Origin of the sequence: Brevibacterium sp. 2SA, assembly GCF_005502845.1 — a bacterium.
In the GTDB taxonomy this organism is placed as follows: Bacteria; Actinomycetota; Actinomycetes; order Actinomycetales; family Brevibacteriaceae; genus Brevibacterium.
Genome location: NZ_SCMW01000007.1, coordinates 17,498 through 43,360, shown reverse-complemented (window position 1 = coordinate 43,360; position 25,863 = coordinate 17,498). Strand labels below are relative to the sequence as shown.

Annotated in this window: 17 protein-coding genes; 4 read left to right on the top strand and 13 right to left on the bottom strand. The window is 64.7% G+C overall.

The window, feature by feature from the left end; genetic code table 11:
• Positions 1-46: 46 nt before the first annotated feature.
• Complete coding sequence (locus FFS20_RS04760; protein WP_171006987.1) at positions 47-2,641, bottom strand: SpaA isopeptide-forming pilin-related protein; 2,595 nt, start codon at positions 2,639-2,641, stop codon at positions 47-49.
• Positions 2,642-3,457: 816 nt separating this feature from the next.
• On the opposite strand from FFS20_RS04760, the gene FFS20_RS04755 reads away from it, so the two are divergent.
• A complete protein-coding gene (locus tag FFS20_RS04755; RefSeq protein ID WP_137824776.1) occupies positions 3,458-3,880 on the top strand; it encodes an organic hydroperoxide resistance protein in 423 nt (140 codons plus the stop codon).
• 185 nt (positions 3,881-4,065) lie between these two features.
• On the opposite strand, the gene FFS20_RS04750 is transcribed toward FFS20_RS04755, so the two are convergent.
• The 6 genes from FFS20_RS04750 to FFS20_RS04725 all read right to left on the bottom strand — a co-directional run bounded on the left by FFS20_RS04750 (position 4,066) and on the right by FFS20_RS04725 (position 9,950).
• Complete coding sequence (locus FFS20_RS04750) at positions 4,066-5,262, bottom strand: NADP-dependent malic enzyme (protein WP_137824775.1); 1,197 nt, start codon at positions 5,260-5,262, stop codon at positions 4,066-4,068.
• A 229-nt stretch (positions 5,263-5,491) separates the two neighbouring features.
• On the bottom strand, positions 5,492-6,250 hold the full coding sequence (locus FFS20_RS04745; protein ID WP_137824774.1) for a glycosyltransferase: 759 nt from the start codon (positions 6,248-6,250) through the stop codon (positions 5,492-5,494).
• Positions 6,250-7,626: a bifunctional PIG-L family deacetylase/class I SAM-dependent methyltransferase gene (locus tag FFS20_RS04740; protein ID WP_249356669.1), complete on the bottom strand. Its 1,377-nt coding sequence runs from the start codon at positions 7,624-7,626 to the stop codon at positions 6,250-6,252. The genes FFS20_RS04745 and FFS20_RS04740 overlap by 1 nt, the downstream gene beginning before the upstream one ends.
• A complete protein-coding gene (locus tag FFS20_RS04735; RefSeq protein WP_137824773.1) occupies positions 7,626-8,678 on the bottom strand; it encodes a hypothetical protein in 1,053 nt (350 codons plus the stop codon). The genes FFS20_RS04740 and FFS20_RS04735 overlap by 1 nt, the downstream gene beginning before the upstream one ends.
• 141 nt (positions 8,679-8,819) lie before the next feature.
• Entirely contained in the window at positions 8,820-9,392 is a 573-nt protein-coding gene (locus FFS20_RS04730; protein ID WP_249356668.1) for a TetR/AcrR family transcriptional regulator C-terminal domain-containing protein, read from the bottom strand.
• A 285-nt stretch (positions 9,393-9,677) separates the two neighbouring features.
• Positions 9,678-9,950: a GlsB/YeaQ/YmgE family stress response membrane protein gene (locus tag FFS20_RS04725; RefSeq protein WP_137824771.1), complete on the bottom strand. Its 273-nt coding sequence runs from the start codon at positions 9,948-9,950 to the stop codon at positions 9,678-9,680.
• A 370-nt stretch (positions 9,951-10,320) separates the two neighbouring features.
• On the opposite strand from FFS20_RS04725, the gene FFS20_RS04720 reads away from it, so the two are divergent.
• Positions 10,321-11,763 carry a trehalose-6-phosphate synthase gene (locus FFS20_RS04720; RefSeq protein ID WP_137824770.1) on the top strand — a complete coding sequence of 481 codons (1,443 nt, stop codon included), beginning with the start codon at positions 10,321-10,323 and terminating at the stop codon, positions 11,761-11,763.
• A 58-nt stretch (positions 11,764-11,821) separates the two neighbouring features.
• Here the strand turns inward: FFS20_RS04720 and FFS20_RS04715 are convergent, their stop codons facing one another.
• Both FFS20_RS04715 and FFS20_RS04710 read right to left on the bottom strand, forming a co-directional pair.
• Positions 11,822-12,532, bottom strand: coding sequence for a response regulator (locus FFS20_RS04715; RefSeq protein ID WP_137824769.1), 711 nt, complete (start codon positions 12,530-12,532; stop codon positions 11,822-11,824).
• The gene (locus tag FFS20_RS04710) at positions 12,516-14,282 is read right to left on the bottom strand and encodes a sensor histidine kinase (protein WP_137824768.1); all 1,767 of its coding nucleotides are present in this window, start codon (positions 14,280-14,282) and stop codon (positions 12,516-12,518) included. The genes FFS20_RS04715 and FFS20_RS04710 overlap by 17 nt, the downstream gene beginning before the upstream one ends.
• A 301-nt stretch (positions 14,283-14,583) precedes the next feature.
• On the opposite strand from FFS20_RS04710, the gene FFS20_RS04705 reads away from it, so the two are divergent.
• Entirely contained in the window at positions 14,584-15,972 is a 1,389-nt protein-coding gene (locus FFS20_RS04705) for a cation:dicarboxylase symporter family transporter (RefSeq protein ID WP_171006993.1), read from the top strand.
• A 272-nt stretch (positions 15,973-16,244) separates the two neighbouring features.
• Entirely contained in the window at positions 16,245-17,147 is a 903-nt protein-coding gene (locus tag FFS20_RS04700) for an LCP family protein (RefSeq protein ID WP_137824767.1), read from the top strand.
• Between the two features lie 70 nt (positions 17,148-17,217).
• On the opposite strand, the gene FFS20_RS04695 is transcribed toward FFS20_RS04700, so the two are convergent.
• The 4 genes from FFS20_RS04695 to FFS20_RS04680 all read right to left on the bottom strand — a co-directional run bounded on the left by FFS20_RS04695 (position 17,218) and on the right by FFS20_RS04680 (position 25,833).
• Positions 17,218-18,672 (bottom strand): hypothetical protein, encoded by a 1,455-nt coding sequence (locus FFS20_RS04695; protein ID WP_249356667.1) that lies wholly within the window; start codon positions 18,670-18,672, stop codon positions 17,218-17,220.
• Between the two features lie 193 nt (positions 18,673-18,865).
• Positions 18,866-20,674: an FAD-dependent oxidoreductase gene (locus tag FFS20_RS04690; RefSeq protein WP_137824766.1), complete on the bottom strand. Its 1,809-nt coding sequence runs from the start codon at positions 20,672-20,674 to the stop codon at positions 18,866-18,868.
• A 4-nt stretch (positions 20,675-20,678) separates the two neighbouring features.
• Positions 20,679-23,750, bottom strand: coding sequence for a polysaccharide pyruvyl transferase family protein (locus FFS20_RS04685; RefSeq protein ID WP_137824765.1), 3,072 nt, complete (start codon positions 23,748-23,750; stop codon positions 20,679-20,681).
• Between the two features lie 148 nt (positions 23,751-23,898).
• Positions 23,899-25,833, bottom strand: a complete 1,935-nt coding sequence (locus FFS20_RS04680; protein WP_137824764.1) for a hypothetical protein — start codon at positions 25,831-25,833, stop codon at positions 23,899-23,901.
• Between the last annotated feature and the right edge of the window lie 30 nt (positions 25,834-25,863).

The following is a 25,863-nucleotide window of genomic DNA, read 5'->3' as shown; positions in this document are numbered from 1 at the left end:
GCGGAGCAGCGTCCTGTCCCCTCACATCAGGTGATGGGACAGTGCGTCAGCTCCTTCCCAGTGCTCGCCGGCGGTTGTGCCAGATCGCACCCGCGACACAGGCAAGGAGGAGGACCACCCCGCCGATGACGTAACCGATCGTGCCCGTGCCGCCGGTCATCGGCAGCTGAGGCGAATCGGCCTGCTTGTTGACGAACGGCGCATCGAACTGATGGTCGAGCCGTTCGCGGGTAATGGAGAAGTCGTGTTCGGTCTCATCGAGGACGTACCCGGCCGGAGCGCGCGTCTCCACGACGGCGTAGTCACCCCACTTGAGACCCTTGATGAGGAACTTGCCTGCCGCAGGATCCTGGTCGGGGCCATCGCAGGCATCCGCCGAGGCGGCCACACAGTCGGTGATGTCGACCTCGGTGCCGTCGGGCCCGCGCAGGGTCCATTCGGATCCGTCGAGGCTGTCACCGGAGGCGTTGACCTTCTCCCACGACACCGTGCCGGAGGAGTCCGCGTTCGTCACCGTGCAGTTCGCGTTCTGACCGGCGGCGATCGACACGGTCTTCGTCGCCTCGTTGTAGGTTCCACCCGTGCACGTGATCGACTCCTGGTCGTAGCCGGCGAGAGTGTCCTCGGAGATGACGAACGATCCAGCGGCGACGTACTTCTTCTCACCGGAGTCGAACGTCAGCCGGCTGCCGCCGTTCGGGGTCGCGCAGAGCTTCTGATTCCAGTCAGCCGCTGTCAGCGTGCCGCCGTTGTCGTTGTCGACCTGTTTGGTGATCGTCAGCGTCTGGCATTCGACGGTGTTCGTCACCGTGTACGTGTTGCTCGCGCCCGGCAGCCTCGTCGAGAAGTTGTCGGTCAACGGCACGGTGCCGGTGATGCCGGGACCCGAGATCGTGCGAGTCTTCACCGAGCAGCCGGGCACTGCCCGCTCATCGAAGGTCGTCGTCTCGCCGATCCTCACCGTGTCGTTGACCGCGAAACCCGTGCGCTTCTGCCCGAACGCGGGATCGCCCGCGGGCTGCCCGGCGGGGTCGAGGAGGAGCTTCGCGCTCATCCCCCCGGGTTGCTGCCCGTCGGCCACGGTTCTGCCATCGATGACCCAGTTCTTATTCACCGTGACATCCGCGGCCTGCTGGCGGTTGATGTAGCTGCAATCGACCTGATCTCCGGGTTGGATCGCCGAGGACAGCGTCTGACTGTTCGCCCCGTTGAGCGTGACATTCGCAGTCGTCCCGTCGAGCCGGGTGATCCGACACGTGCCGCTGAAGAAGGCGAAGCCGGACTGCTGCGTCTCCGACACTGAGAGGTTCGCCCGCGACGAGAGAGATCCGAACGTGATCGTCCACTTCGCGTTGCCGGCGGAATCGGTGGTCTGAGTTGTGTTAATCGGAGCCTGATTCGCCGTGCCCGTCGTCGCCGAGGTCGTTGCACCGACCGTCCAGCCGGACGCGTTCTGTTCGTTCCCACCTGAAGTATTCTGCGTCTTCTTGTTGATGGTGACATTCGCGGTCAGAGGCGTGTTCGTGAATCGACAGACGATTTCACCGCCGCCACTCGGCGGGATTCTCACCGTCGCGGATCGTCCATTGCCCGATGCGCCGCTGATCGGCTGCCCCCCAGCCGTGCACTGATAACTCGTGGCGTACTTGCTGAGATCGGTGGTTCCCGAAGCGGTCTCGGAGAACGTGATATCGTTCCCCCGCACCACGGGGAACGGCCCGACCACTTCATCCTGCACCCCGGTGTCCGAGCCCGCAGTCACATTCCCGCCGAGGTTGTTGGCCCCCTGGTTGAGACTGAGCCCGAACTGGTCACCGGAATTGACGCGACCCCTGACGTCCTTCTCCAGGGTGATCGTCGCCGGCGAGGAGCAGGACGCGAGGTCGGTCGTTCCGCCCGCAGTGGAGAATCGGCTGGGGGTCGTGAACTGCGGCATGTCGTACGACCAGATTTCGTTGGCGCCGCCGAGGTAGACCTTGCCGTTGGCATCGAACGCAATCCCGTTGACGTTGGCGTTGCTCGTCTGAATCGACCCTGAGGCCGATGCCTGGATATTGCCGCCGCGGGCTGCAGCCAAGGCGTCGTTCGTCACACTGAAGACCGTCGCGGTGCTGCCGACACCGCGCACGATGAACAGGTTGCCCTGAGAGTCGAAGGCGATGTCTCCATTGGGCGCCGACCTGGACGCACCCTGCGACGTATCGATCGTTCCGACGAAGGAGACGGCTTTCGTCGTCGGGTTGTAGCGCCACAGCTTGAATTCCTTGCCGATGAAGCCGTCCGACCCGGCGTTCGTCAGTCCGCCGAAGTAATAGGTCCCGTTCTGGGAGGAGAGGTCGACCGCTCCGGTCGTCAACTGACCGCTGTACCCGTCTCTGCTCGTGTCGTAGGTGACGCCGGTGGTCTCCCAACGATCGGTGCTCGTGTTGAACTTGTAGATCGTCGGCACCCGGCCGTCATTTCGAGTGTAGGCGTAGATCGATGATCCGCCGGTTCCGATGCCGAGGCCGTTGAAGGTGTCACTCCCGAGCGAGAAGCCGACGTTGGTGACGTTGCCGCCGCGTGTCTCCTGGAGCTGCCCCTGCTGGGTGATCGAATAGACGATGCCCGGCCCACAGGCGATCGTTGCCTGTGCCGGCACGGACGGCATCGGGGCCTGCGCGGGCTCGGTCGGTTCCGCGGATTCGGATGGCGCCGGTCCCGACGGCGCCGGCTCAGAGGGGCTCGGGCTCGACGGAGCAGCGTCTCCGCTGTCCTACAGGCCCGATCCGCCGGAGGTTTCACTCGGCGTCGGGGATGACGATCCTTCGCCGGGTCCCGCGCCGAGGCCGGACTGCGGCGACGCGGCTGCCGCCTCGGTCGATGCGTCGTCGCGCGTCGTCGTCTCCGCAGCATGACCCGGGTCAGGAGCCCAGAGGACACCGCTCATCGACAGGAGCACAGTGAGGGCGAGGAGCGCGCAGATGACCGACCGAACGCGAGACCGGCTGTCCGAGCTTCGTCGTGAGTTCCCAGAGATCAGGGACTGGATCGACGGCATATCGTTCCTCAATCATGGAGCTGGGGATGTCGGGGTCGAGCCGGGAGGCTCGATGCTGGGGATCTCGACTGCATCCGGCGAGTGTCGTCGCCGCCTCTCATTCTGCGACCCATGGTCCACGCACGAATCTACTCCTCAACGCATCCATATTAGGTCACGAATTGATAACTTTCACAAGTTTCCCTGCAGTTCCTCTAACGATTTTCCTTGTCAAGCCACCCTGATAGGGCACGAAAACGCCGGAGAATGTGCTTGCGACGCCCACCTGGAACTTCATCTGTACTCACTGGTAGATGACCCGAGAATTCATCTCCGATTCACCCATTGCAACGTCGTTTCAGACCGCGAGAGTACGATCACGTCATGGTCACAGCGACCCGCGATCATCCGAGAATCATGAGAAAGGAACCTTGTCTGATGAAGGCAATCTACACTGCCGAAGCACTGGCCACCGGTGAAGGACGCGACGGACACGGCCGAACGAGCGACGGCAGACTCGATGTCGACCTCGCCGTCCCCACCGAGATGGGCGGTTCCGGCAACGGAACGAATCCCGAGCAGCTCTTCGCCGTCGGCTATGCCGCGTGCTTCCACTCGGCGCTGCGACAGGTCGGCCGCCGGGAGGACGCGAACGTCGATGACTCCGCCGTCGGGGCAGAGGTGAGCATCGGTGACAACGGCGAGGGCGGTTTCCAGCTCGCCGTCGCACTCGAGATCACCCTCCCCCACCTCGATCCGGCTGCAGCTCAGTCGCTCGCGGAGAAGGCCCACGAGGTCTGCCCGTACTCGAACGCGACCCGGGGCAACATCGACGTCACCCTCACCGTCACCGACGACTGACAGACGACGCGGTCAGCACCGCCTCGGCGAATGAGGCCGCTGACGACTGACGGCACGCGAACGGGCACCCGAGATTCCTCGGGTGCCCGTTCACGCGCTCGACCAGCGCCGGCCCAAGCAGGTCAACGGCGCCAGCCGAACCAGCCCGGCGACGCGAGGCCCAGCGCAGAACCTGCGCGCGGCACTTAGCCCCTGGCGACCGCCTCGACGGCGGCGGCCACGGCGGGCGCGACGCGCTCGTCCATCGCGCCGGGCACGATGTAGTCGGGGGCGAGATCATCGCCGACGAGTGCGGCGATCGCGCTCGCGGCGGCGAGCTTCATCTCCTCGGTGATGTACGTGGCGTCGGCGTCGAGCGCCCCGCGGAAGACTCCGGGGAACGCGAGGACGTTGTTGATCTGGTTGGGGAAGTCGCTGCGGCCGGTGGCGACGACCGTCGCATACTGCGCGGCGACGTCGGGGGCCACCTCGGGGTTGGGGTTCGACAGGGCGAAGATGATCGCGTCATCGGCCATCGTCTCGAGCAGCTGCGGGTCCACGGTCCCCGAGGACAGGCCGATGAAGACGTCGGCACCGGCGAGCGCCGTGTCCATCCCGCCGGCGACACCGCGCGGGTTCGAGTTCGCCGCGATCGCCTGCTTCGTCGGGGTGAGGTCGTCGCGCCCGGATTCGACGACGCCCTTCGAATCGAGGACGACGATGTCGGAGACACCCGCCTCGTGGAGGATCTTCGTCACCGCGACACCGGCCGCGCCGGAGCCGGAGATGACGACCTTGAGCTGGTCGATGTCCTTGCCGACGACCTTCGCCGCGTTCATCAGGGCTGCGAGGACGACGATGGCGGTGCCGTGCTGATCATCGTGCATGACGGGGATGTCGAGGGCGGCCTTGACCCGGTCCTCGATCTCGAAGCAGCGGGGCGCGGAGATGTCCTCGAGGTTGATCGCCCCGAAGGTCGGTGAGATCCGCTCGATCGTCTCGACGATCTCGTCGACGTCGTTCGTGTCGATGACGATGGGGATCGCGTTGAGGCCGGCGAAGCGCTTGAACAGCGCGCACTTGCCTTCCATCACCGGCAGCGAGGCGGTCGCCCCGATGTCCCCGAGACCGAGCACTGCGGAGCCGTCGGAGATGACGGCGACGAGACGGCCGGTCCACGTCAGCTCCTTCGCCCGCTCCGGCTCCTCGGCGATCGCGGTGCAGACCTTGGCGACGCCGGGGGTGTAGGCGATCGAGAGGTCGCGCTGTGTCTCGAGCGGGCGGGAGAGCTCGACGTCGAGTTTGCCGCCGTGGTGTCCGGCGAAGATCTCATCGTCGGTGATGGCGGAGGCCGGGGTCCGTTCCTTCGTGCCGGCAGCGGAGTCGTCGGTCGGTGTCGTCATCGTTCTTCCTCGCGATCGGGTGAGCGGGCCACCGAGGTGGCCGTCGTCGTGGTCATCGAAGCGCGCTCCACATCGTCGGAGCTGCGGTGCGGTCGCCGGGAGGGTGGATGGTGACGGCTGCGCGCGGCTTCCCGTCCCGGGTGCGGGGCGTGGCCGACGCGGCGCACGACCGTTCCCGCGAGTGGGCAGGCTCGGTCATGCGTCGTGCCAGCATAACCCATGGCAGCGCCTATTCCTCCCTCGCCGAGGTGACCGTCAGGTGACGTTCGGAATGACCGTCGCGCACGAGGTCGCGCAGGTAGGCGGCGAACCCGCCGTGGCAGCGGCCCTGGAGTCTCGCCGAGGTGATCACCCGACAGTCATCGGTCCGGTGGACGACCCTGCCCGCCGAGGTGACGGCGGCGACGAGGGCCCCATCCTCGCCCACGCTGTCGGGAGGGCAGCCCCCGACCGCGGCGAAGACGGAACCGCGGATGCCGAGGTTGGCCCCGAAGACGTGGTCGTGGTCGTCGGCGAGCCGGTGGAGTGAGTACCACGCGGAGACGAGATCGGCATTGCCCGGCTCGGAGCGGGGCGCGACGGTGCCGACGACGCAGTCGGCGCCGCGGCGGGCATGCTCGAGATGGGAGATCAGCCAGTTGGTCGGCACCCGGCTGTCGGCATCGGTGAAGGCGAGCCACAGATCGGCAGCGCCCGGATCCCGGGTACCCTCGGCCGCCCACTCGAGGGCGAGCTGTCCGGCGGCATTGCGGGCCCGGCCGACGTTGCCGTAGGGCACGACGAGGGGAATGACCTCGGGCCGGTCGGCGGCGACGCGGTCGATGATGCTCAGAGTCGAGTCCGTGCAGTCATCGGCGACGGCGATGATGCGCACGGACAGGCCAGGGCTTGCACCGGCGTCGGCTGCGGCGAGGATCGAGCGCAGACAGCCCTCGATCTCCGCTGCCTCGTTGTGCGCGGGAACGATGACGACGACGTGCTCGGGCATCAGCCGCGTTCCTTCGCCGTGATCGTCAGGACGTCGAGTCGGTACTCCGCCGCCGAGTGGTGGACGAGAGAGGCGTCGGGCCAGTACGCGAGGCACATCTCGTGGACGCTCTCAGCATCGAGCGGCCAGTCGGTGATCTCGCCGCGCCAGTGGCAGAGGACGAGGGTGAAGTCCGCCGTCGTGCTCGCCTCGATCCGCTTGAGCGTGCGGCGCAGCTGTTCCCGGGAGAGGTAGTAGCCGGTCTCGGCGAGGACGACGCAGTCGAAGCGGCCGGCAGGCCAGTCGTCGGGGATCGTCATCCGCGTGAAGTCGAGGTTGGCGACGTCGGGGTAGAGGCCGCGTGCCGTCGCCAGCGCTCGGGCGCTCGCGTCGATCGCGGTGACGTGGTCGGCACGGTCAGCGAGCTCCCGGCTCAGTGCCCCGGTCGAACTGCCGATCTCGAGGATGTGGGAGTACCGGCTGCCCGGCAGCGCTCGCAGCAGTGCCGCGCGCTTCGCGATCTCGTAGTCCGATGAGCGCAGCTCCCACGGATCGACCCGCTCGGTGTGGACGCGGTCGAAGACGGCCTCGGCCGTCCGCGCATCGTTCGCCACCGCCTCGGCGACCGCCTCGGCGGCCTCCGGCGGCTCCTGCTCCTCGCCGGCGAATCGGGTCACGGCGAACGTGTCTCCCCCACGGGCGAAGTGCGCGAGGACATCCGGCGGGAGGATCGCCTCGTCGCCGGGAGCGTCCGAGAGATCCTCCATCTGGGACGGATAGTGCGCCCACAGCGCCTCCCGGTCGAGGCCGTCCGGGTCGGGCAGGAAGCGCCACGACCGCCACGCGGCATCGTCGGGGTCGGCCCAATGCCAGTACCAGATCGGGAACTCGAGCACCGTCGCCGCCCGCAGCCGCCCGACCTCGCGGGCGACCTCGCCGACGGCGTCATGATCGCTGTGACCGTCCGCGTGGTGCGGGGCGACGATGGTGAGCGGACCGGGCAGGTCCGCGGTCGCGGTCATCACCTCGGCGAGGATCGTCTCCTGGTGGGCCGCCAGCGCCCCGTCGCCGAGGTCGAAGAGGGTGCTCGCCGCGGTCGGGTTGAGTTCGGAGAGCGCCGCATCGAACTCGTCGAGGCGGATCGTCCTGAGGTCGTCCGGGGTGTGCGTCGGGGACCCCGGGTGGGAGTTCTCCCCCGCCGTGAAGAGGAGGACGGTGACGTGGGCGTCGGTCTCGCCGAGGCGGCGCAGCAGTGCCGCACAGCCGATCGCCTCGTCATCGGGGTGGGCGAGGAGCACGACGACGGATCCGCCGCACTCCTGCAGGCGCGGAAGGTCACGGACCCCGGCTCGGATCCACGCGTCTTCCGAGGTGCCGGTCTCGAGGTGGGTGAACATCAGCCAGTGACGATCGCGTCGCCGAGCGCCGCCTCGTCGCGGGCCCCGTGATGCTGGCTGAGGTAGACGGTGAGGTCGGCATCGGCCTTCGCGAAGCTCCGATCGCCGGTCAGCGCTGCGGGACCGGCGAGTTCGCGGGCGAGCTGCGCGATCCGCTGGGACGCGCGATAGACGATGTTGCGCACGCGCAGGGCCAGCTCCCAGGCCTCGTCGCGGGTGTAGGCCTCGGAGCCGTCGGCGGCCTGGGCCGCCTGAGCGAGAGCCGAGCGGGCGGCGAAGATCTCCGCGTCGAGCTGTCCGAGCGTGAGGTTGCCCAGCGGTAAGGGCTGCGGGCGGGCGAAGTGGCGCTGTGCGGCACTGCGGGCCAGGCCCAGGGCACCGCCGAACCAGCACGCGGCGACCCGGATCCCGCCCCACGCGAACGACGGTCGGTCGAGATACCAGCCGGTGGGCCCGACGACGGTGGCCTGCGCGTAGTCGAAGGTCACCGCGCCGCTCGGGATCTCGCTGAGCCCGAGGCTCGGCCACGGCGCCGTCGACGGGTGCACGCCGGGATCGGTGAGGCTCACGGCGAAGGCCCGGGACATCTGCCCGTGGTAGGCGGTGACGATGGCGTGGGACAGCTGGGAGGCCAGGGAGCACCACGGCTTCTCCCCGATGAGATGGACCGTCCCCTCGTCGAGGTCGATGGCGCTGAGGACGGTGCCCGGCGCCTCGGCGGCGAAGACACCCCACGTCGTGCCGGGTTCAGGCGTGCCGGCGCCCGCCTCGGCGAGGATGCCGAGGGCGTCGACATGTGGTTCGAGCATGCGGGCCGCCGCGACGTCGATCGCCGCGGTCGCGGCGAGTGCGTCCCACTGCTCGAGCTGGGTCGAGGTCCCGCTCAGGCCCCAGAACTCCTGCAGCCCGGTGATCCGCTTGCGCACCGGCGCGCTGGTGTTCACGCAGCTGACGAGTGCGGTGCCGCGGTCGGAGGCGAGGTCCGGCTCCCACCACGGGGTGAGCGGATCGGCGATGAGAGTGAACGGTGAGGCGGTGGTGGAGGTGTGCATGAGGAGACCGTCCTTGGGAAGCAGGGGTCACAGGTTCGGGGTCGCCTCGCGCCCCGTCGGGGGTCGCGAGGGGTGGGTGACGGGTCGACTGCGGTGCCGCGCGGCGCGCGGAAGTGCGACGGCGGAAGGCAGTGCTGGTGCTTACGTGTCCTTGATCGCGCGGATGCGCTCGATGAGATCGTCGAGGCCGTCGTCGAATTCGCGGTCCGAGTGGTCTTCGGCGAGTTTGCCCTGCAGCCGCTTGAGCGTCGGGTACTCGGAGAGTCCCTCGTCCTCGTCGCTGTCGGCATCGGCATCCTCATCGACGGCCGAGGCGATGTCGATGCCCATCGCCGAGACCTCGAGGACGAGCTGGCCGAGGAGGAAGCTCGTGAACGCCTTGTAGGTGTCGACGACGCGGTCGTCGGAGAAGCCGTACTCGGTGAGCGCGGTGAGGAAGTAGTCGACCCAGCGCACGCTGCGCAGCGGCGGGCGCAGCCAGGGCGCTTCCGGCGGCTGCGTGATCATCAGGGGGAACATCCGCGGATGGCCGAGTGCGAGATCGCGCATCGCGGTGGCGACGAAGCGCAGGAATGCCTCCCAGGATTCGGGCTGCTCCTGCATGAGCTCTTCGTCGAAGAGGTCGTCGATGAGCTCGTCGACGGCGAGGGACACGAGCTGTTCGCGTCCGGAAACGTAGTTGTACAGTGCCATCGCCTCGACGTCGAGCGACATTCCCAACCTCCGCATAGAGAGCGATTGGACGCCGAATTCATCGATGTAGGCAATCGCTGCCTTGACAATGTCCTCTTGGCGCAAACGCTGGCGGGCCATGACTACTCCTGGAATCACTGATCAGAGGTGCGAGGGGCTGCCCCGTCCCTCCATCTGTCGCGAGGTCCTGCACTTCACGTGCGACCGCGCCCGACCCGTGACCGGCGGACGCGTTCTCGGCTCAGTTTAGTCCACAGAACGCGCCCTCCGGCAGGGCTGATCAAGCGATCATCACAGGTGACTGATTCAGTCCCGCGCCGCGCGCGAACGACCGGTGATCAGGCCCCAGATGACGAGGACGATGAGCGATCCGCCGATCGCGCACAGCCACGACGAGAGCGAGAAGAACGCGTCCATCTCGACTCCGAAGATCATCCCGCCGAGCCAGCCGCCCACGAGGGCGCCGAGGACGCCGAGGATGAGGGTGGCGATCCAGCCGCCGCCCTGACGACCCGGCAGGATCGCCTTGGCGATGGCGCCGGCGATGAGGCCGAGGATGAGGTATGCAATGAAACCCATGAGCTTATTTCCTTATGTTGTTGTCCAGCACGGTGCCGACCGTGCCCGATGCCCGCTTCCGGGGTATCGGCGCGATGCGTCGCGCGGGTGCGCGCGACGTGCCGCAGCACCCGGAGCGCAGAGGCGCAGGGACGGTCAGCGTCACCGCAATCAGGCGCTGAACCTGACCGCTTGCTTACACTGTAATCCATGTTCAGACCATTAACCAACAAACTCCATCTTACGCCGTAGAGGCGGGTGGAAACCGGGCGTCCACCAGCTGTTTTATTTCATACTTTTACAACGTAAAAATAGAGGCGTATTCTCGTCGCGACGAGCGCTGCGCCGCGCCCGGCGCGCGCGTTTCGAACAGACGAGGTCGTGGGTAGGCATGAACACACATCCCTATGTCGTGGTGGCCAACAGGCTGCCGTGCGAACGCGCCGCCGATGCCTGGCGGGCATCGCCCGGCGGTGTGGTCACAGCACTGACGCCGGTCACCGAGCACAGTCTCGGCGCGTGGGTCGGCTGGGCCGGCGGGGAGACCGCCGAAGAGCCGCGCACGCACCACGGAATGCCGCTCATCCCCGTGGCGCTGGGCTCAGCGGAGATCGACGCCTACTATGAGGGGTTCGCGAACGCGACGCTCTGGCCGCTCTACCACGCCAATGTCTCGACCCCGCAGTTCCGCCGGTCGTGGTGGGAGGCCTATGTCGCGGTCAACCGCCGCTTCGCCGAGGTGACCGCTGAGGTCTGCGCGCCCGGTGCCACGGTCTGGATCCACGACTACCACCTCCAGCTCGTTCCCCGGCTGCTGCGGGAGCTGCGTCCCGATGTGCGCATCGGATTCTTCTCCCACATTCCGTTCCCGTCCGTCGATCTCTTCGCCCAGCTGCCGTGGCGCACGGAGATCCTCCGCGGCATCCTCGGCGCCGATGTCATCGGCTTCCAGCGTCGGCGGGACGTGCGGAACTTCGAGGCCGCCTGCGCGGCCCTCCTCGGCCCCGGGTCGACCGCCTCGGCGACGGTCGTCGACGCCTACCCCGTCTCCGTCGACGTCGGCCACATCCGGGACATCGCCGGCAGCGGGCAAGCGCAGGCGGAGGCCACGCGCATCCGGGCCGACCTCGGGGAACCTGCGACCCTCCTGCTCGGGATCGACCGGCTCGATCACACGAAGGGCATCCTCGAACGCCTGCTCGCCCTCGAGGAGCTCTTCGACAACGGCACGCTCGATCCGCGGACGACGCGGATGGTCCAGGTGGCGGTGCCCTCGCGGGAGAGGATCCCGGCGTACCGGCAGCTGCGTGAGGACATCGAGCGCACCGTGGGGCGGATCAACGGGAAGTTCGCGGGGCTCGCCGGGACGACGATCCACTACCTCCACCGCGACTACGCGTTCGAGTCGGTCATCGCGTGGTACATCGCCGCCGACGTCCTCCTGGCGACGTCGATGCGCGACGGCATGAACCTCGTCGCGAAGGAGTACGTCACCGCGCGGGCCGGCCGGGGTGGGGCGCTCGTGCTCTCGGAGTTCGCCGGGGCCGCCGACGAGCTCACCGATGCCCTCATCGTCAACCCCCATGACCGGGAGGCGATGGTCCAGGCGATCGCCGAGGCGGTGGCGATGGATCCCGCTGCGGCGCGTGCCCGCATCGACGCGATGGCCGAAGTCGTCGCCGACCATGACGTCTATGCGTGGGCGAACCGGTTCACCGGCGACCTCGCCGAGGTGGCGGCGGAGGATCCGGCGGACGCTGCGGCTGCTTCGACCCCGACCCCGAGCGCCGCATCTCCCGCGCCCGCAGCGGCACCGGCCCAGTGGATGATCTGAACGTCGGCCCCTGCGCCGGTGCTCCGGGTCGAGACAGTCAGACCCAGAGCGCTGATGGTCACGCCCAGCGGTATTCGTACTCCGGCCGGCCCGGGGTGCCGTGGCGGGGCTGCTTGATCGCCTGCTTCGTCGTCACGAGGTGTTCGAGGTAGCGGCGCACCGTGACCCGGGAGAGGTCGAGGCGCGTGCCGACCTCGGTCGCCGAGACGGGTGAGTCGGCCGTGCGCACCGCGGTCGAGACCGCTTCGAGGGTCTCCTCGATGAGGCCCTTCGGCAGCCGGCCGCGGGGCACCGAGCGCAGGGCGCTCAGCGCATTGTCGACGGCCTCCTGCGTCGCGAGCGCCCCCTCCCCCGTCAGTCCCTGCCGGAAGGCCCGCTGGTTCTCGAGCTTGTCCCGGAACGCCGCGAACGCGAACGGCTTGATGAGGTACTGCGTGATCCCCGTCGAGATCGCCGCGCGGATGACCTGGAGGTGCCGCACCGCGGTGATCGCGATGATGTCGGTGCCGACGTTGCGGCTGTTCATCCGCTTCGCGACGTCGAGACCGTGGGCGTCGACGAGGTTCATGTCGAGGAGGACGATGTCGACGGGCTGACCGGCGGCGACGAACTCGTCGTAGCGGGCGAGCGCCTCGACGCCGCCGAGTGCGATCCCGGCCACGGCGAACCCCGGCACCCGGCGCACGAAGTCCGCGTGCGCCTCGGCGGTGAGGGGGTCGTCCTCGACGATGAGCACGGTGAGCTCCCGCTCCTCAGACCTCTCGACCATCGCGTCCTCCCCTGTCATCGTCGGCGGCTGCGTCGTCCGCCGCAACATCGCCGGCAGCCGCCGCGCCACCGTCTTCTTCGTCCCCAGCCTGCCCGCCACCAGCCGCTGCGTCGTCCGTCGCCGCCGTCAGCGGCAGGGTGACCGTGATGATCGCCCCCGCGTCGGAGTCGACGGTGAGCTCCCCGCCGAGGCGGCCCACCGCCTGCCTGACGAGCGCGAGTCCGAATCCCCGACCGCCCGCGTCCGGTGGGGCCTCCTTGTCTGTGGCCCCGAGCCGGAAGAGCGCGTCGACCTCGGCGGTGGCGATGCCCGGACCGGTGTCGGCGATCGTGATGATGAGCTCGCCGCCGGCCCCGGTGGCGACGAAGTCGGCCCACACGTGCCGCTCGGCCGAGTCCGCGGCGGCGTCGAGGGCATTGTCGACGAGGTTCCCGGCGATCGTCACGAGGTCGCGGGCATCGAGGCTGCCCGGCGGCAGTTCGCCGGCGGCGGTGACGGTGAACTCGATGCCGCGCTCATGGGCCTGCGCGGCCTTGCCGATCATCAGCGCGGTGATGAACGGTTCGTCGAGGGAGTCGACGAACGTGTCCGTCAGCCGCTGGGATTCCTGCTCGTCGCGGACGGCGAACTCGAGCGCCTCGTCGAGGCGGCCGAGCTCGATGAGGGTGGAGACCGTGTGGAGCCGGTTGGCGTGCTCGTGGGTCTGCGCCCGCAGAGCGTCGGAGAGGGTGCGCAGGGTCTCGAGCTCCCCGGCGAGCTCCGAGAAGTCCGTGCGGTCGCGCAGGGTGACGACGGTGCCGCCGGTCGCCTCGGGGTCGCGGTCATCGGGTTGGGTCGCGGGCTTCTGGCTGATGACGAGGACACGGTCAGCGGTGAGGTGGGTCTCGTCGACGGCGACCCGACCGGATTCGACAAGGGCACGGACAGAGGCCGGGAGGGCCACCTCGGCGAGGGGAACCGGCTGCCGCTCATCGGGCGCGGGCAGGTCGAGGAGGCTTGCCGCCTCATCGTTGTAGAGGACGAGGTGGCCCGAATCGTCGATGAGGATGAGCCCCTCGCGCAGGGAGTGGAGGGCGGAGTCGTAGAACGCGAAGAGGCGCTTGAGCTGTTCGGGACCGTAGCCGAGGGTGACCCGGCGCAGGTAGCGGGCGAGGATCCACGACCCGAGCCCTCCGAGGGCGATCGCGACGGCCGCGACGATGATGATCTGGGGCACGGCCGCGGCCTGGGCGACGGAGATCGCCGTGAGCGTGACGCCGACGGCGACCATCGCGGTGACCTCGCCGGAGTCGTCGACGATCGGGACGATCGCCCGGATCGAGGGGCCGAGCGTGCCGACGTACTCTTCGGTCTGACTCTGCCCGCTCAGGGCGGTGTCGATCGTGCCGAGGTAGTCCTTGCCGAGCTCGCTGGGGTCGGGATGGGTGTAGCGGGTGCGGTCGCGGTCCATGATCGTCACGAAGTCGACGTCGGCGGTGCTCACAACGGTCTCCGCATACGGCTGGAGGGCCGCGGAGGGATCGGGGCCGGCGACCGCCTCGGTGACGTAGGGGTCGTGGGCGAGCGTTTCGGCGATGCTGAGCACCCGGTCACCGGCGGCGTCACGGGCCGCACTGCGCGTCGAGGCGTAGCTCGTGATGCTCAGCACCGCGCAGACGATGACGATGAGGACGAGCTGGGAGACGAAGAGCCGACGGGCCAGCGGCAGGTGCCGGGGGCCGCGGCGACCGGCGCGCAGTCCTGCTCGCATCGCACTCCTCCTCTCTCCATGAACACTATGAACGCAACCGTGACTCAGATAACGAATCTTGCCACTCTTGGTGCACTGACCACCCATCCGGTGCACGGTCGCCGGGGACACGCACCACGACTCGACCATCATCACCGAGTCCACCACTCAATGAGGAGGGAAGGCAATGCCGCCTGAGAACACCACACCGACCGGGGCCCACCACGGAGCGGCAGGGACCGCTCCCGCCGGCGCCACCGCCCACGAGACCACCGGGCAGGCCCCTGCGAAGAAGAAGGACCGCACCCACTGGCTCTACATCATGGTCATCACCGCCGTGTTCGCCGGTGCCGCGATCGGCCTCATCACCCCCGAGGTGGGCATCGCGCTCAAACCGCTGGGCACCGCGTTCGTCGCGCTCATCAAGATGATCATCGCCCCGATCATCTTCTGCACGATCGTCCTCGGCGTCGGATCGGTCGCGAAGGCCGCGACGGTCGGCAAGGTCGGCGGTCTCGCGATGATCTACTTCCTCTGCATGGCGACCTTCGCCCTCATCATCGGGCTCGTCGTCGGCAACCTCATCCACCCCGGTGACGGCCTGCAGCTGCGGCCCTACGAGGATGCCGCGGGCGGGGAGTCGAATGCCACCGTCGCGTTCCTCCTCAGCCTCATCCCCGGGGACATCCCCGTCCTGCCGACCCTCGTCCTCGCGCTCCTCGTCGGGTTCGCGCTCCAGTCGATGGGCAAGGCCGGCGAGCCGGTCATCACCGGCATCCGCCACATCCAGGCCGTCGTCTTCAAGATCATGATGATGATCATGTGGGTCGCCCCGATCGGCGCGTTCGGTGCGATCGCCGCGGTCGTCGGTGCCACCGGGTGGGCCGCGATCGGGTCGATGGCCGTGCTCATGGGCGCCTTCTACCTCACGTGTGCGCTCTTCATCGTCATCGTCCTCGGCGGGCTGCTCAAGATCGTCACCGGCCTCAACATCTTCAAGCTCATGAAGTACCTGGCCCGGGAGTACCTGCTCATCTTCTCGACCTCGTCGTCGGAGTCCGCGCTGCCGCGTCTGCTCGCGAAGATGGAGCACGCGGGAGTGTCGAAGCCGGTCGTCGGCATCACCGTGCCCACCGGGTACTCGTTCAACCTCGACGGCACCGCGATCTACCTGACGATGGCCGCGCTCTTCGTCTCCACCGCGATGGGCATGCCGATGGACCTCGGCCAGCAGATCTCCCTGCTCGTGTTCATGATCATCGCCTCGAAGGGCGCCGCCGGTGTCACCGGCGCGGGACTTGCGACGCTGGCCGCCGGCCTCCAGGCGCACCGGCCCGAGCTGCTCGACGGCATGGGCGTCATCGTCGGCATCGACAAGTTCATGTCCGAGGCCCGGGCCCTGACGAACTTCACCGGCAACGCGGTGGCGACCCTGCTCATCGGCAAGTGGACGAAGGAGATCGACCTCGACCAGGCCCGGGCGGCGCTCAACGGCGCGAGCCCGTTCGATGAGCTCAGCCTCGACCCGGAGAACCACGGTCACCCGGTGGCGGGCGACGCGGGTGACGCGGGTGCCGATTCCGGCTCGGGTGCCGGTTCCGTTGCCCGCGCGGGTTCTGCGGCTGATTCCTCGGCGGGTGCGGGTGCGGGTTCCCCTGCGGCCCCCGGCGCCGAGGCGACAGACCGGACCGCGGCCATGTCGCGGCCGTGATGGGCTGCTGTTCGGCGTGAGACCGAACAGCCGATGAACTCTCGGGGCGGGTGCAGCGCGAGCACCCGCCCCGAGTCTCTTCTCCTCCGGATTCGCGGACTCTTCGGGGTGTGGGGAGATGGAGCCGGACGACCATTGGCGATAGAGTTTGAGAAGACCCTGTGAACCTCTCACCTGCAGTGCCGCGGGTGCTGACGTCGATGGCCGCGGTGCCCTCCGGCGCGGGGTGAGGCAGGCGAATCGGCGGACGCGACAGAGGAAGAGGCAGCGCAATGGTCAAGCTCAAGACGGTGGCGTCGGCGCTCGGGTCGCTCGGCGGACTCAACAGGGCTCGCAGCGAGTTCGACGACGCCGCCCGCAAGTACACCGACGACCGCGCGTTCCCGCCAGCCGACATCCGCCCGGTCGCCTCGGAGGCGCAGACGATCGCCGTGCGGATCACGACCGATGATGCGACCACGAGCCAGGGCGACACGTTCGCGATCATCCATGTCGCCGCCGCCGGTGACATCGCGGCGATCCTCGTCCTCAACCCCGCCGTCCAGGTCGAATCGGGGCTGACGCTGGCCGCTCTCGTCGACGAGGGCGGGTGGCCGGTGTTCGTCGCGATCGCCGAGGAGGTGCTCGGCATCCGCATCGACCACATCATCGAGCTCACGGCGACGGCGCTGGCCGGGGTCATCGATGAGCTCGGGTCCGTCGCGGTCTACAGCCGGTCGGCGTTCAGTGCCGGGGACGCGACGTTCACCGAGGGCACGAACACCCTCGGCGGCGCCTCGGCGATGTCGTTCGCCGCCGCCGAGGCGGTCGACGATGCCGGTCAGACGCGCACCCGGAATCAGCGCGCCCTGCTGCGGGCGCTCGTTCAGGCGCTGCGGCAGGGTGGCCTGGTCAAGGATCCGGCGAAGCTGACGACGGTGCTCGGGACGGTGTCTGCCGGGGTGCTCACCGATGCGGGGCTGACGACGGTCGAACTCGGCAAGGTGGCGAATGCGATCCGGCAGATCCCCCAGGATGATGTCGTCACGGTGACCGTGCCGTCGAAGTCGGAGCGCCTCGACGATGGGACCGTGCAGGTGACCTTCGACGCCGAGGCGGTTCCGGCCCTGCGTCAGGCCCTGGCGGGAACGGACCTCAAGGAGTTCCTCCACTACCTCGCGTCACTGGGGTACTGAGCGGCGCGGATTGCCCCGATCGCGCCCACTGTGGACGCGGTTCACCCATTCGCGCCCGCTCCGGCCGCGGTCAGTCCTTCGTCATGATGAAGACGGTGGCCGAGCTCGCCGCGAGGTCGATCCGCAGGTCGTTGTCGGGACCCTCCCCCGCTGCGGCCGTGCCATCGCTGGCATTGGAAGTCGGGGTGGGGCCGCTGAAGGGAACGTCATCGGGCAGCGGGCTGGATGGGATGACCGAGGTGGCGCTCTTCGCGTCGTTCGATGGTCCGTAGATCTGTGAGGCCTTGTCGACGGAGTATCCGTCGGGAATCTCGAGCGTGACGGGGTTGGCGCTGATGGCGGCGGCGTCGTTGGCGTTGATGATCGTCGTCACGAGGGTCCGGCTGTCGTCCTTGGTCACGGTGTAGGCGCTCATGTCGTCGCCGCCGTCGACGGATGTCGTCGTGAAAGTGCCGCCGATGCTGGGGACGAGGAGGCGGAGCGCGGCGAACTGGGGTCGGCCTTCGAAGGTGTTCGAGGTCTGACCGAGGTCGGCAGGGTCGCAGACGAGTGACATCGGTGCCCCGCCGTTGCAGGCTCCGAGCATCGAGTGCATCGCCATGCGTTCGACGCCGAGCGATGCGGCGTAGAGGGTGTAGTCGGCGGCCCAGAGGGAGACGGCGTTGGTCAGCGAGGTGTCGTTGGTGCCGGCGCAGCTCGTCGGGCCGGTCTCCTCCATCCAGAGGGGCAGTCCTGCGGCGTCGGCTTTGGCGAGTCCGATCTCGATGTTGTCCTTCGCGGCCTGTTTGGCGAGCGGATCGACGAGGTTCTCTGCGTAGGGCCCGCGGCCGGGGATCTGGGTCGAGTCGCATTCGTAGAGCTGGTACCAGTGTTGGGAGAGCGCGGTCTTGTTGCTCACGTCGGAGTTGAGGAAGGCGTCCATCCAGGCGCCGTCGTAGGCGTCGGGGCCGATGATGGGGGCATCGGGCCGCTGGGCGTGGATGGCGTCGGCATAGGCTTCGAGCTGAGTGACGTATTCGGCGCGGTTCCAGTCGTCCCCGCGGACCGCGCCGTTGGGGACGTCCTTGACGGTGTATCCGTTCGGTTCGTTGCCGATGGCGAGACCGACCAGGGAATCGCCGAGGATGTCGATCGCATTGACGGCCATGTCGGCTCCGCGTTCCGGGTCGTAGGTGCCGAGCGGAATGCCGATGGTGGCCGTTGAGCCGGTGCGGTCGAGGAGTTTCTTGAGACGGCGGAGGTCGTCGGGGGTGACGGCGACCTGTTCGGCCTTGGGCGGCCGCTCCCCCGTCGAGGTCCAGAACGTTCGACGATCGAGGCCATTGCCGCCGAAGCGCAGTGCCGGCGATCCGATCGAGTTGAGCAGATCGTCGAGGTTCGAGGTATCGGGGTCCAGCCGCGGATCGGCGAGGTCCGTCGCCTCAAACGAGATGCCGAGGTTTTCAGCTCCAAACTTATGTTCGGCACTCCCGCCCATTTCGATGACGATTCTTGAGTTCGAGCCGACGACCTCGCCGGAATACACTGGAGTGAATTCCAGGGGACTACGCTCCTGAAGCCTAGTTGGATCGGAACTGTCATCTAAACGGATTGCGCAACCGGCACTAGTCGCAAAAACACAGGCAGCTACAATTACGCCATATATGCGATTCATGAGTACACTACGATCTGTGCCGTTCTGGAGTTCCTGCGGGATGAAGTTGCTGACAACACCAGAACTAGGAATGCTTTGCCAACGGAGAGACAGTGAAGTCTCTGACCGAATTCATCAACTCGCGCCCAATTCGTGCCGAAATTTCGCGATTGACCTCGAAGACAGGTTCGCTGCTTTCGATTCTGGACGGCGTCGATATCGCAACGCTTCGGGCGAGCGCTAAGGCAATGTCAGGAAAGTCCTCATCGTCACGGGATACGCCGAGTATCGCGTGCTGAGCGGGCAATGCTCCACCGCGGGTCAGGCTCGCCTGAACAGCCGTCGCCGGCACGTCGCTGGTGTCGATCTTCTTGCGCACGCTAATCGCAGCAAGAGTGCCTGCTGCCTCACCGATGGCTACGACGGTCGGATGCAAGCGAACAGCCCCGCTGGCGATCCTTGACACCGAGATATTCTTCTCGGCCAAGAGTAGATTTGGATAATCAGCGTGGATGAGAGTGCCCATTGGTATCGCAAATGGTCCTTCGCGCCACGTTGCAGGCTTGTCAGAGAGACTCTCATTTAGATCCGGTTCCAAATCCGACTCTTCACGTCCTCCATGGAGGTCGGGCGGATAGGTGCCGACTGCGATCGCATCGCTGTTCCATCGCGCCGTTCCCCGGTTGGACATCCGGAAAATATCTTTCGCAGTGAGCGTGGTGAGGCCGATACCTCGGAGCGACTCACGAATATACGGTTTCGGGGGAAAATGGCAAAGTACAGCGTCAAAAGCTCGCAGATCCGGGAATCTGCGTGGCCGCCGCACTGCGGCGAACCCTTCGTCTGTTGCCACACTCCAAGGCTGACCGCATTCCTTCTGAAGGAAATGAATGAGCGCCAATGTTTTCTCCGCCGCCTGCTGATCCTCAAAATCACGTCGCGAAGGATTGATGAGATATGAGGCAGTAATGGCGTGGTCGTTTCTGAAATTGAGCGCCGTGCGCGTCACTTTCTCCCATTCGGAGCCCATATAGGGGTAGGCGCCGTCGGTTAAATCCGGAGTAGCCCGATATCCCGCGAAACCACGCGGGTGGTCACGGCTGCCGTTAGGGTCCGAGGGGTAGCTACGGGCGAAAAGCCTCCGATGAAGTCTGTAGTTGGGCGGTTCGTCAACGAGAAGCTCGCTGGGCACTCCACCTTCGTAATACTGTAGGCACGCAACCTGAGTGATGTCTTGAATACCACATCGTTCAGGATCGGAACCGACGTAGTTCTCGCCATCAAACTTCAACCGACCAGCACGATGTCGGACACGCAATGTGCTCAACAAGCTACCGTCCTCAGTCGCGTCAATAGCGATCTGACCGGTGATGATGCCTCGCGAAGTTGCCAGAGAAACTCGCCCAGCTTGGATCGTACCACTGAGCACAGCCGTTCTGCGCAAAACCGACACATTGGACTGTTTTGCCATTCTCGAGAGGACGAGATCTGTGACCACAGGATTGGCCGCCAACGAGTCATTACGGTATCGACACGTATTCGGATTCAGTCCCCGTGAGCGATACTCCGCTCTGAGTTCGGATACCAATTCTCCCCACAGACCGTATCCATTGATCAATCGTTCGAATCCGAAGGTGAGATCGAATGCGCAGACGCCAGACGTTGTCGCTTGACCACCCAACATGTGAGATTCCTCAACGACGAGAACCCGAACGCCGCGTCTTGATGCAGCGATCCCCGCAGCGAGGCCCGACAATCCACCCCCGACTATGAGCACCGCGCACTCACGATTTTGCGTCGCGGCACCATAGTCCCATGCGGTTACCTGCTTCTCCGAAGCATGAATTCTCGCTCCGGGATCCGGGTTCCAATGTTCCGCACCGGTCGAATTCATTTAGTCACCAGAACTTCCACCAGGGTCGCTGAGGAGCAACGACCGCGCTCTCGTTTACGTCTTCGCCCGAAGTCGGTTTCTCGATGTGCGAGGAAGCGACTCTTGCGTCATTTACCACAACAGCATCGATTTCTTTTTGCGGGCCCGTCAACGTGCTGTCCACATCGTTCTGCGAATTGTCGGATTCGAAAGTACGTACATTCGCCAACGGCCTGTCGACATTCGCAAACGGGCTTGATGCGCCCCAAAGAAGATCTCCAGTTGGCTCCCACCGCAGTGCCCTGGCGGCTTCGATCGTCAGAGCAGTGGCCTTCCCCCAGTTCCAGTCCTCGCAGTTTCGCATCGCTTTCAGCCTTATGGTGATCTCGACCGTAGGCTCATTGGCACCGGCGTCTACAGTGGGCCTCCTCGCCGCGATCCACACAGAGTTCCGTGGCTGCCAATCAGTGACATCTTGGGCGAACAATAACGTACCGTTGACGAGAACTTCATAGGCAATCCTGCCCGCAAATCGACGTTTTTCCGCGTATTTTTGTTTGATCCAAAGTTCAATACGCAATCCTGGATTGTCACCGAACGGTACTGAATACCTCCACTCGGCGGAGTCTCCCGCAACAGGTGCTCGAACGTCCATGAAGAAGGTCGACCCCGTGTGACCAACCCGATGAGACACCGGAACTTCTCTGCTCGAGTCCAGTGAATTCCGCCCAGACACCTCGGCCTTGGTTAACGCCAGACCCTCCTCTTGCGGCCAGGCACTTCGTGGTTTAGCCGCATTGGACGCGCGTGAAGGTTCGTGAACCATTGAGCTCGAGTCCGGTACCCTCACCGGTGCCGACGCGAGATCACGGCAGAGAGCATCGAGACTGGCAATCGCATCGTCTTCGGCACGGCGCACTCGCTCGCTTACCCTGGCAGTTTGTGCAGGATGATCGATTCCCTGATTGACGATTCGTGTAAGAGTTTCAGCCTGAACTGGCATAGGAACAACGGCGGCTTCTCGACCAAGCTGTTCAAAGTGTCCAACCAATTTGGGGTCGTATGCAATTCCTACCGGATTCTTCCCCAGCCTGTGAGCGAAGAGGTTTAGATGCAGCCGCATAGACACGATAGCGCTGGCATCGCGAAGGACTTCAAGGAATTTCTCGTAGGGAACGTCCTGCGGAAGTATCGAGAACGGCACCGGTGAGTGCTCTGCCCATTGCGCCATAGTTGTTTCGTCGATGGGTTGCATCGGTACGCCCACCACTCGCCAATTGCGAGCAGCGGCGGCCCCGAAGACGACAGACCGAATGGTCTCGAGCGAATCAGCGTCATCGCGAAACGGTCTGACGTTTACGACGATGTAGCGATCGTGCTGTTCAGACCGAGGAGTACTGGTTGTTTCCGCCTCAGGTAAAGGGAGTGAATAAGCCACATCAGGGGAGATACTCGGGGGATTCGGCCAGTCCGTAGCGACCTCGTTCAATAAGTCGAGGGATCCCTGATCTCGAACGGTAGTGGAATCCGCCAAACTTCCGGTGAGTCGGATCGCCGCTTTCGCCGCTGGGTCGGCAAGAGGTCCAACCCCCATGCCATGGATGTGGAATCTTCCGCCGTGCGCTTTCACCATGAGCGGAAGTTGCGCAAGATGAGCGGGTGACAAAGTTGCTCCAGTGAAGATTCCGGCCACTCCGCCAGCCGCCTGGATAGTGTAATCGTGCCAAAGACCCCCGGGACCGAGGATCAGCCCAGTTGCTTCGGAGGCGTAGTGTTCCGACACCCAGAGGTCAGTCCGTTTGAACGCTTGGATGCCCTGCTCGCGTTCGACGACTTGCTGGTTGACCGCTGCAGCGACGATTTTCGCGTCAGGAACTGCTGCCGTGATTCGATTTGCAAGCGCGTCGAGGAGGATATCGTCCCCTCTGTTGCGGGCACCGAAGTATCCGCTGATGATGATATTGCGCGGTCGGTCGCGCGTCCCTTCGAGCATTTTAGTGAATCGTTGCGCCGATCGAGTTTCGATTAGGCTAGATTTCCCAGACAAAGATGTTTCGATCTCTTCGAAAAGTGATAACCAACGCTGTTCGTAGAGGTGTTCAGTCACAAGCCTTTTGAAACCACGACGACGTATCTGCTCCATCCGATCAGGATCGGCGATCAAACTTACCAAAGTGTCACCGAGGTCCTCTGCACCCGTATATCCAATGATCTCGTCACCGTAGGAAAACAGGTCGGCCATCTCGTCGAAACGCGTGGTAGCGAGGATCGCACCGGCGCCGATGGTCTCGAACACACCACACTTGACGTTCGTGAATCCGGCTCTCGTCGCGGGGAAGTTGACATGGACTGAGCCTGCTTTCGCGGCCTGAAGCAACTTGTCACCCGACACTGACTCAGAGTTCGGTAAGGGCCATCCAGAACCATAGGTTCGGACAGCGACCCTCTCGGCAAGAGGCACCATCACTTCGTGTCGATCCGGTCGTCCCTCGGCATGCCCGATACAGATGGCATCTGCTCGTAGCTCTGGTGCAGGCGCAACGTCGCGCAGGACAAAGCTTCGATCGATGCCGAATGGCATAAGTACAGTATTAGTGTGGCCCTCCCTCCGATACCGTTCGAGCGAAAGCTTTGCGTTTGTAGTATGTACGTCGTAATTTCCGACGTAATCGATCACCGAATCTTGAACATCAGGATCGGACAGCGTCAATCCTATAGTTAAAACATCGCGGTCACGAAAATACTCGGCCGCATCCGAATCGAGCACAATTCCGCCGGCACAAAAAACAATCACCTGCGGCGCGAACACCTCGAAGATACGTTCGACAGCATGAGGGCGGAAGAATACTGGCCCGTAGCCACCTTTCGCCCCACTCGACTTGTCAAGGAAGTTCTTGTGCACGGCGGTGTCAAACTTGAAGACGGTATGACCAACGTTCACTAGGCCACGATGCAGTGACGCAACGATTCCCGTCGGGCCTTGGAAGAAGTTTCCGACGAAGACAATGCGGTACTTCCGCGGTGCTTCGAAGACGGCTGTCCGTAACTCTTCCCTCTGCTCGTCGACGCTGGGAAGATCGAAAGATTCAGAGGTCACCGTAGAGACCTTTCAACAGACTTGGATGGTGGAGGGGGGTAGGTTGAGTTGTCGAGCTTGTGCATCTCAAAGCTTTTGAACCTTCCATACGAACAGTTTCTTGACCTAGCACTCGGTACGACCGACGCCGTTCCATGACCGAGCCACCTCATTGAGTAGCCCTGCGCTCACACTGCGGAACCGAGTTGCTGTTCGGCGTAGTCCTCAGAAGCACACCGTGAATCGTATCAGTGAATGAGAAAGCAGCCATCGAGTCACTGTATGCGTTCGCGTAATCTTTTCCGAGCGCGCCAATGGTCCGATACAGGTCGATCTTCATGCGGGCTTCGCCAAAGGATCCGAACTCTGGAAGGAACGGTAATGACTGCGCCCATGGCATGTTCCCGAACCGCGCCAGCGAATGTAGGGGAACTTCTGCCTCAATCATTGGTGCGTAGACCTGCGGAAGTCGTGGTGCAACTCCCGATAGGTCGGGGATGATAACGACGACGTGCGGTTCCTCGTCAAGCGAACAAAGCTGGAAGTCAAGCGCGGACGCAGTGTGCGAATCACGCATCCAGGGAGCGGAATCTGTGACATCAGAAGGTCGATCGGCGGCGAAGGCAATGCGCACAGTATCCGGGATCATTTGCGGCTCAGGTCGCGCCACTTCGGTTGTGGCCAGGATGAACGGCAGGTGGTACACGTTCGCATATCCGAGCCGGCTAAGGTTGTCGCGGAGCTCCTCATTCGCCACCACGAGAGCCGAATACGTCTCGGCTTTCCGTGCGACCCGCCGAGATAATGTCGACGAGTTATCGAGCATCGCGATTACCGGCAAGTCCCCAGCATGACGAACGAGATAGTCGTCGCCAACTGCGATGATGGCATCAACTTTCGTACCGCTCAGCACAGCCCGAACGTCAAGAACCCCGGAAAAATGTCCTAGGACATCGTCTGTGATCCGGTCCGCGTAAGAGAACGGGTTGACGTCGACGACTTGGTGCCCGCTGCTATGCAATGCGCGCTTGATCCGTGAAAGGACTGACTGCTCGTTGGTCCACCCTTTCCCGATTAAGGCAAACGACCTTTGCGGAACACTTGCCGATGATCCGCGGACATTGAGGGCCGCGCGACCATGGTCCACCGTGCTTGACTCGAATGAGCAATCTGCGGCATGGGAAGAACCCTTGCCTGCGAATGCTACCGACCTATCGGTAATCGACCATCGTCTCCAGCTGAATTCCGAGACGAGCTCGAGAAGGAACGCCGCCCTGCTTTCAGCCGTGAAAGATTCCTCAAACAGCTGACTTGCCTGGTTCGAAGCGTGGGCCCAGTCACTGTCGTCAAATTCCTGGGACAATCGCACAGCGGCCCGCGAAGTCTCAGCATGCATGACGCCGGGAAGCATCCTTTTGGTGTAGGGCGATTGGTCTCTACTCATCACTGGCAACCCAATCGCCAGATATTGAATCAGCCGACTTGGCATCGGAAACTCACGCACAGCGCGGGTGGCGACCGATTCGAACTTCGTTCCTGCATATGAACTCAGCCTCTGTGAAAAGCTCAGCCCGAATCGGCACTTCCCTGCAATTGCTCTCAGTTCACCCTCGCGAGTTAAAATTCCGAGGTGATTCACCGTTTCGCGGGCATCAGGAGGTTTTCCGAAAACTGCCGCTCGAGATCCTAATTCGCGTAGATAATCAACTCGGTCTCTGCGAAATCGATCATGAAGATTTCCGTAGAACAGCCAGTCGTAAGATGGCTCGAACGCGAAGTCTGCTCGGGGATGTTCGATCTGGTCAGTCCAGAAAGGAAACTCGACACCGTTACCTAGGCCGAGCGCCTCACTGTAGATACGAAGATTGTCCGGCCCTCCCGTGTGGAGAACCAAATCGTAGTGCGGGGCGACCGTTGCATAAACTGTTGAGAAATACACCGGGTCGTCCGAGAACCATGTGATCGTCATCCCGGCAACCGCTTTCACGCGCTGAAGAAGCGGGAGTGGGACACTAGCGGGCCGGAAGGCCAAGAAGACGTCGCAACCTTCTCTTTCGAGTAATTCGACCTCTGACCTGCAGACTTCGTACTGCTCTGCGCTCATAGGAAAGTCCGTAAGGTGGGAGAACTTCCC

Excerpts from the sequence above, each read along its gene's own strand:
- FFS20_RS04755 (WP_137824776.1), top strand. The coding sequence starts at position 3,458 with ATGAAGGCAATCTACACTGCCGAAGCACTGGCCACCGGTGAAGGACGC.
- FFS20_RS04750 (WP_137824775.1), bottom strand. The coding sequence starts at position 5,262 with ATGACGACACCGACCGACGACTCCGCTGCCGGCACGAAGGAACGGACC.
- FFS20_RS04745 (WP_137824774.1), bottom strand. The coding sequence starts at position 6,250 with ATGCCCGAGCACGTCGTCGTCATCGTTCCCGCGCACAACGAGGCAGCG.
- FFS20_RS04740 (WP_249356669.1), bottom strand. The coding sequence starts at position 7,626 with ATGTTCACCCACCTCGAGACCGGCACCTCGGAAGACGCGTGGATCCGA.
- FFS20_RS04735 (WP_137824773.1), bottom strand. The coding sequence starts at position 8,678 with ATGCACACCTCCACCACCGCCTCACCGTTCACTCTCATCGCCGATCCG.
- FFS20_RS04730 (WP_249356668.1), bottom strand. The coding sequence starts at position 9,392 with ATGTCGCTCGACGTCGAGGCGATGGCACTGTACAACTACGTTTCCGGA.
- FFS20_RS04725 (WP_137824771.1), bottom strand. The coding sequence starts at position 9,950 with ATGGGTTTCATTGCATACCTCATCCTCGGCCTCATCGCCGGCGCCATC.
- FFS20_RS04720 (WP_137824770.1), top strand. The coding sequence starts at position 10,321 with ATGAACACACATCCCTATGTCGTGGTGGCCAACAGGCTGCCGTGCGAA.
- FFS20_RS04715 (WP_137824769.1), bottom strand. The coding sequence starts at position 12,532 with ATGGTCGAGAGGTCTGAGGAGCGGGAGCTCACCGTGCTCATCGTCGAG.
- FFS20_RS04710 (WP_137824768.1), bottom strand. The coding sequence starts at position 14,282 with ATGCGAGCAGGACTGCGCGCCGGTCGCCGCGGCCCCCGGCACCTGCCG.
- FFS20_RS04705 (WP_171006993.1), top strand. The coding sequence starts at position 14,584 with ATGGTCATCACCGCCGTGTTCGCCGGTGCCGCGATCGGCCTCATCACC.
- FFS20_RS04700 (WP_137824767.1), top strand. The coding sequence starts at position 16,245 with ATGGTCAAGCTCAAGACGGTGGCGTCGGCGCTCGGGTCGCTCGGCGGA.
- FFS20_RS04690 (WP_137824766.1), bottom strand. The coding sequence starts at position 20,674 with ATGAATTCGACCGGTGCGGAACATTGGAACCCGGATCCCGGAGCGAGA.
- FFS20_RS04680 (WP_137824764.1), bottom strand. The coding sequence starts at position 25,833 with ATGAGCGCAGAGCAGTACGAAGTCTGCAGGTCAGAGGTCGAATTACTC.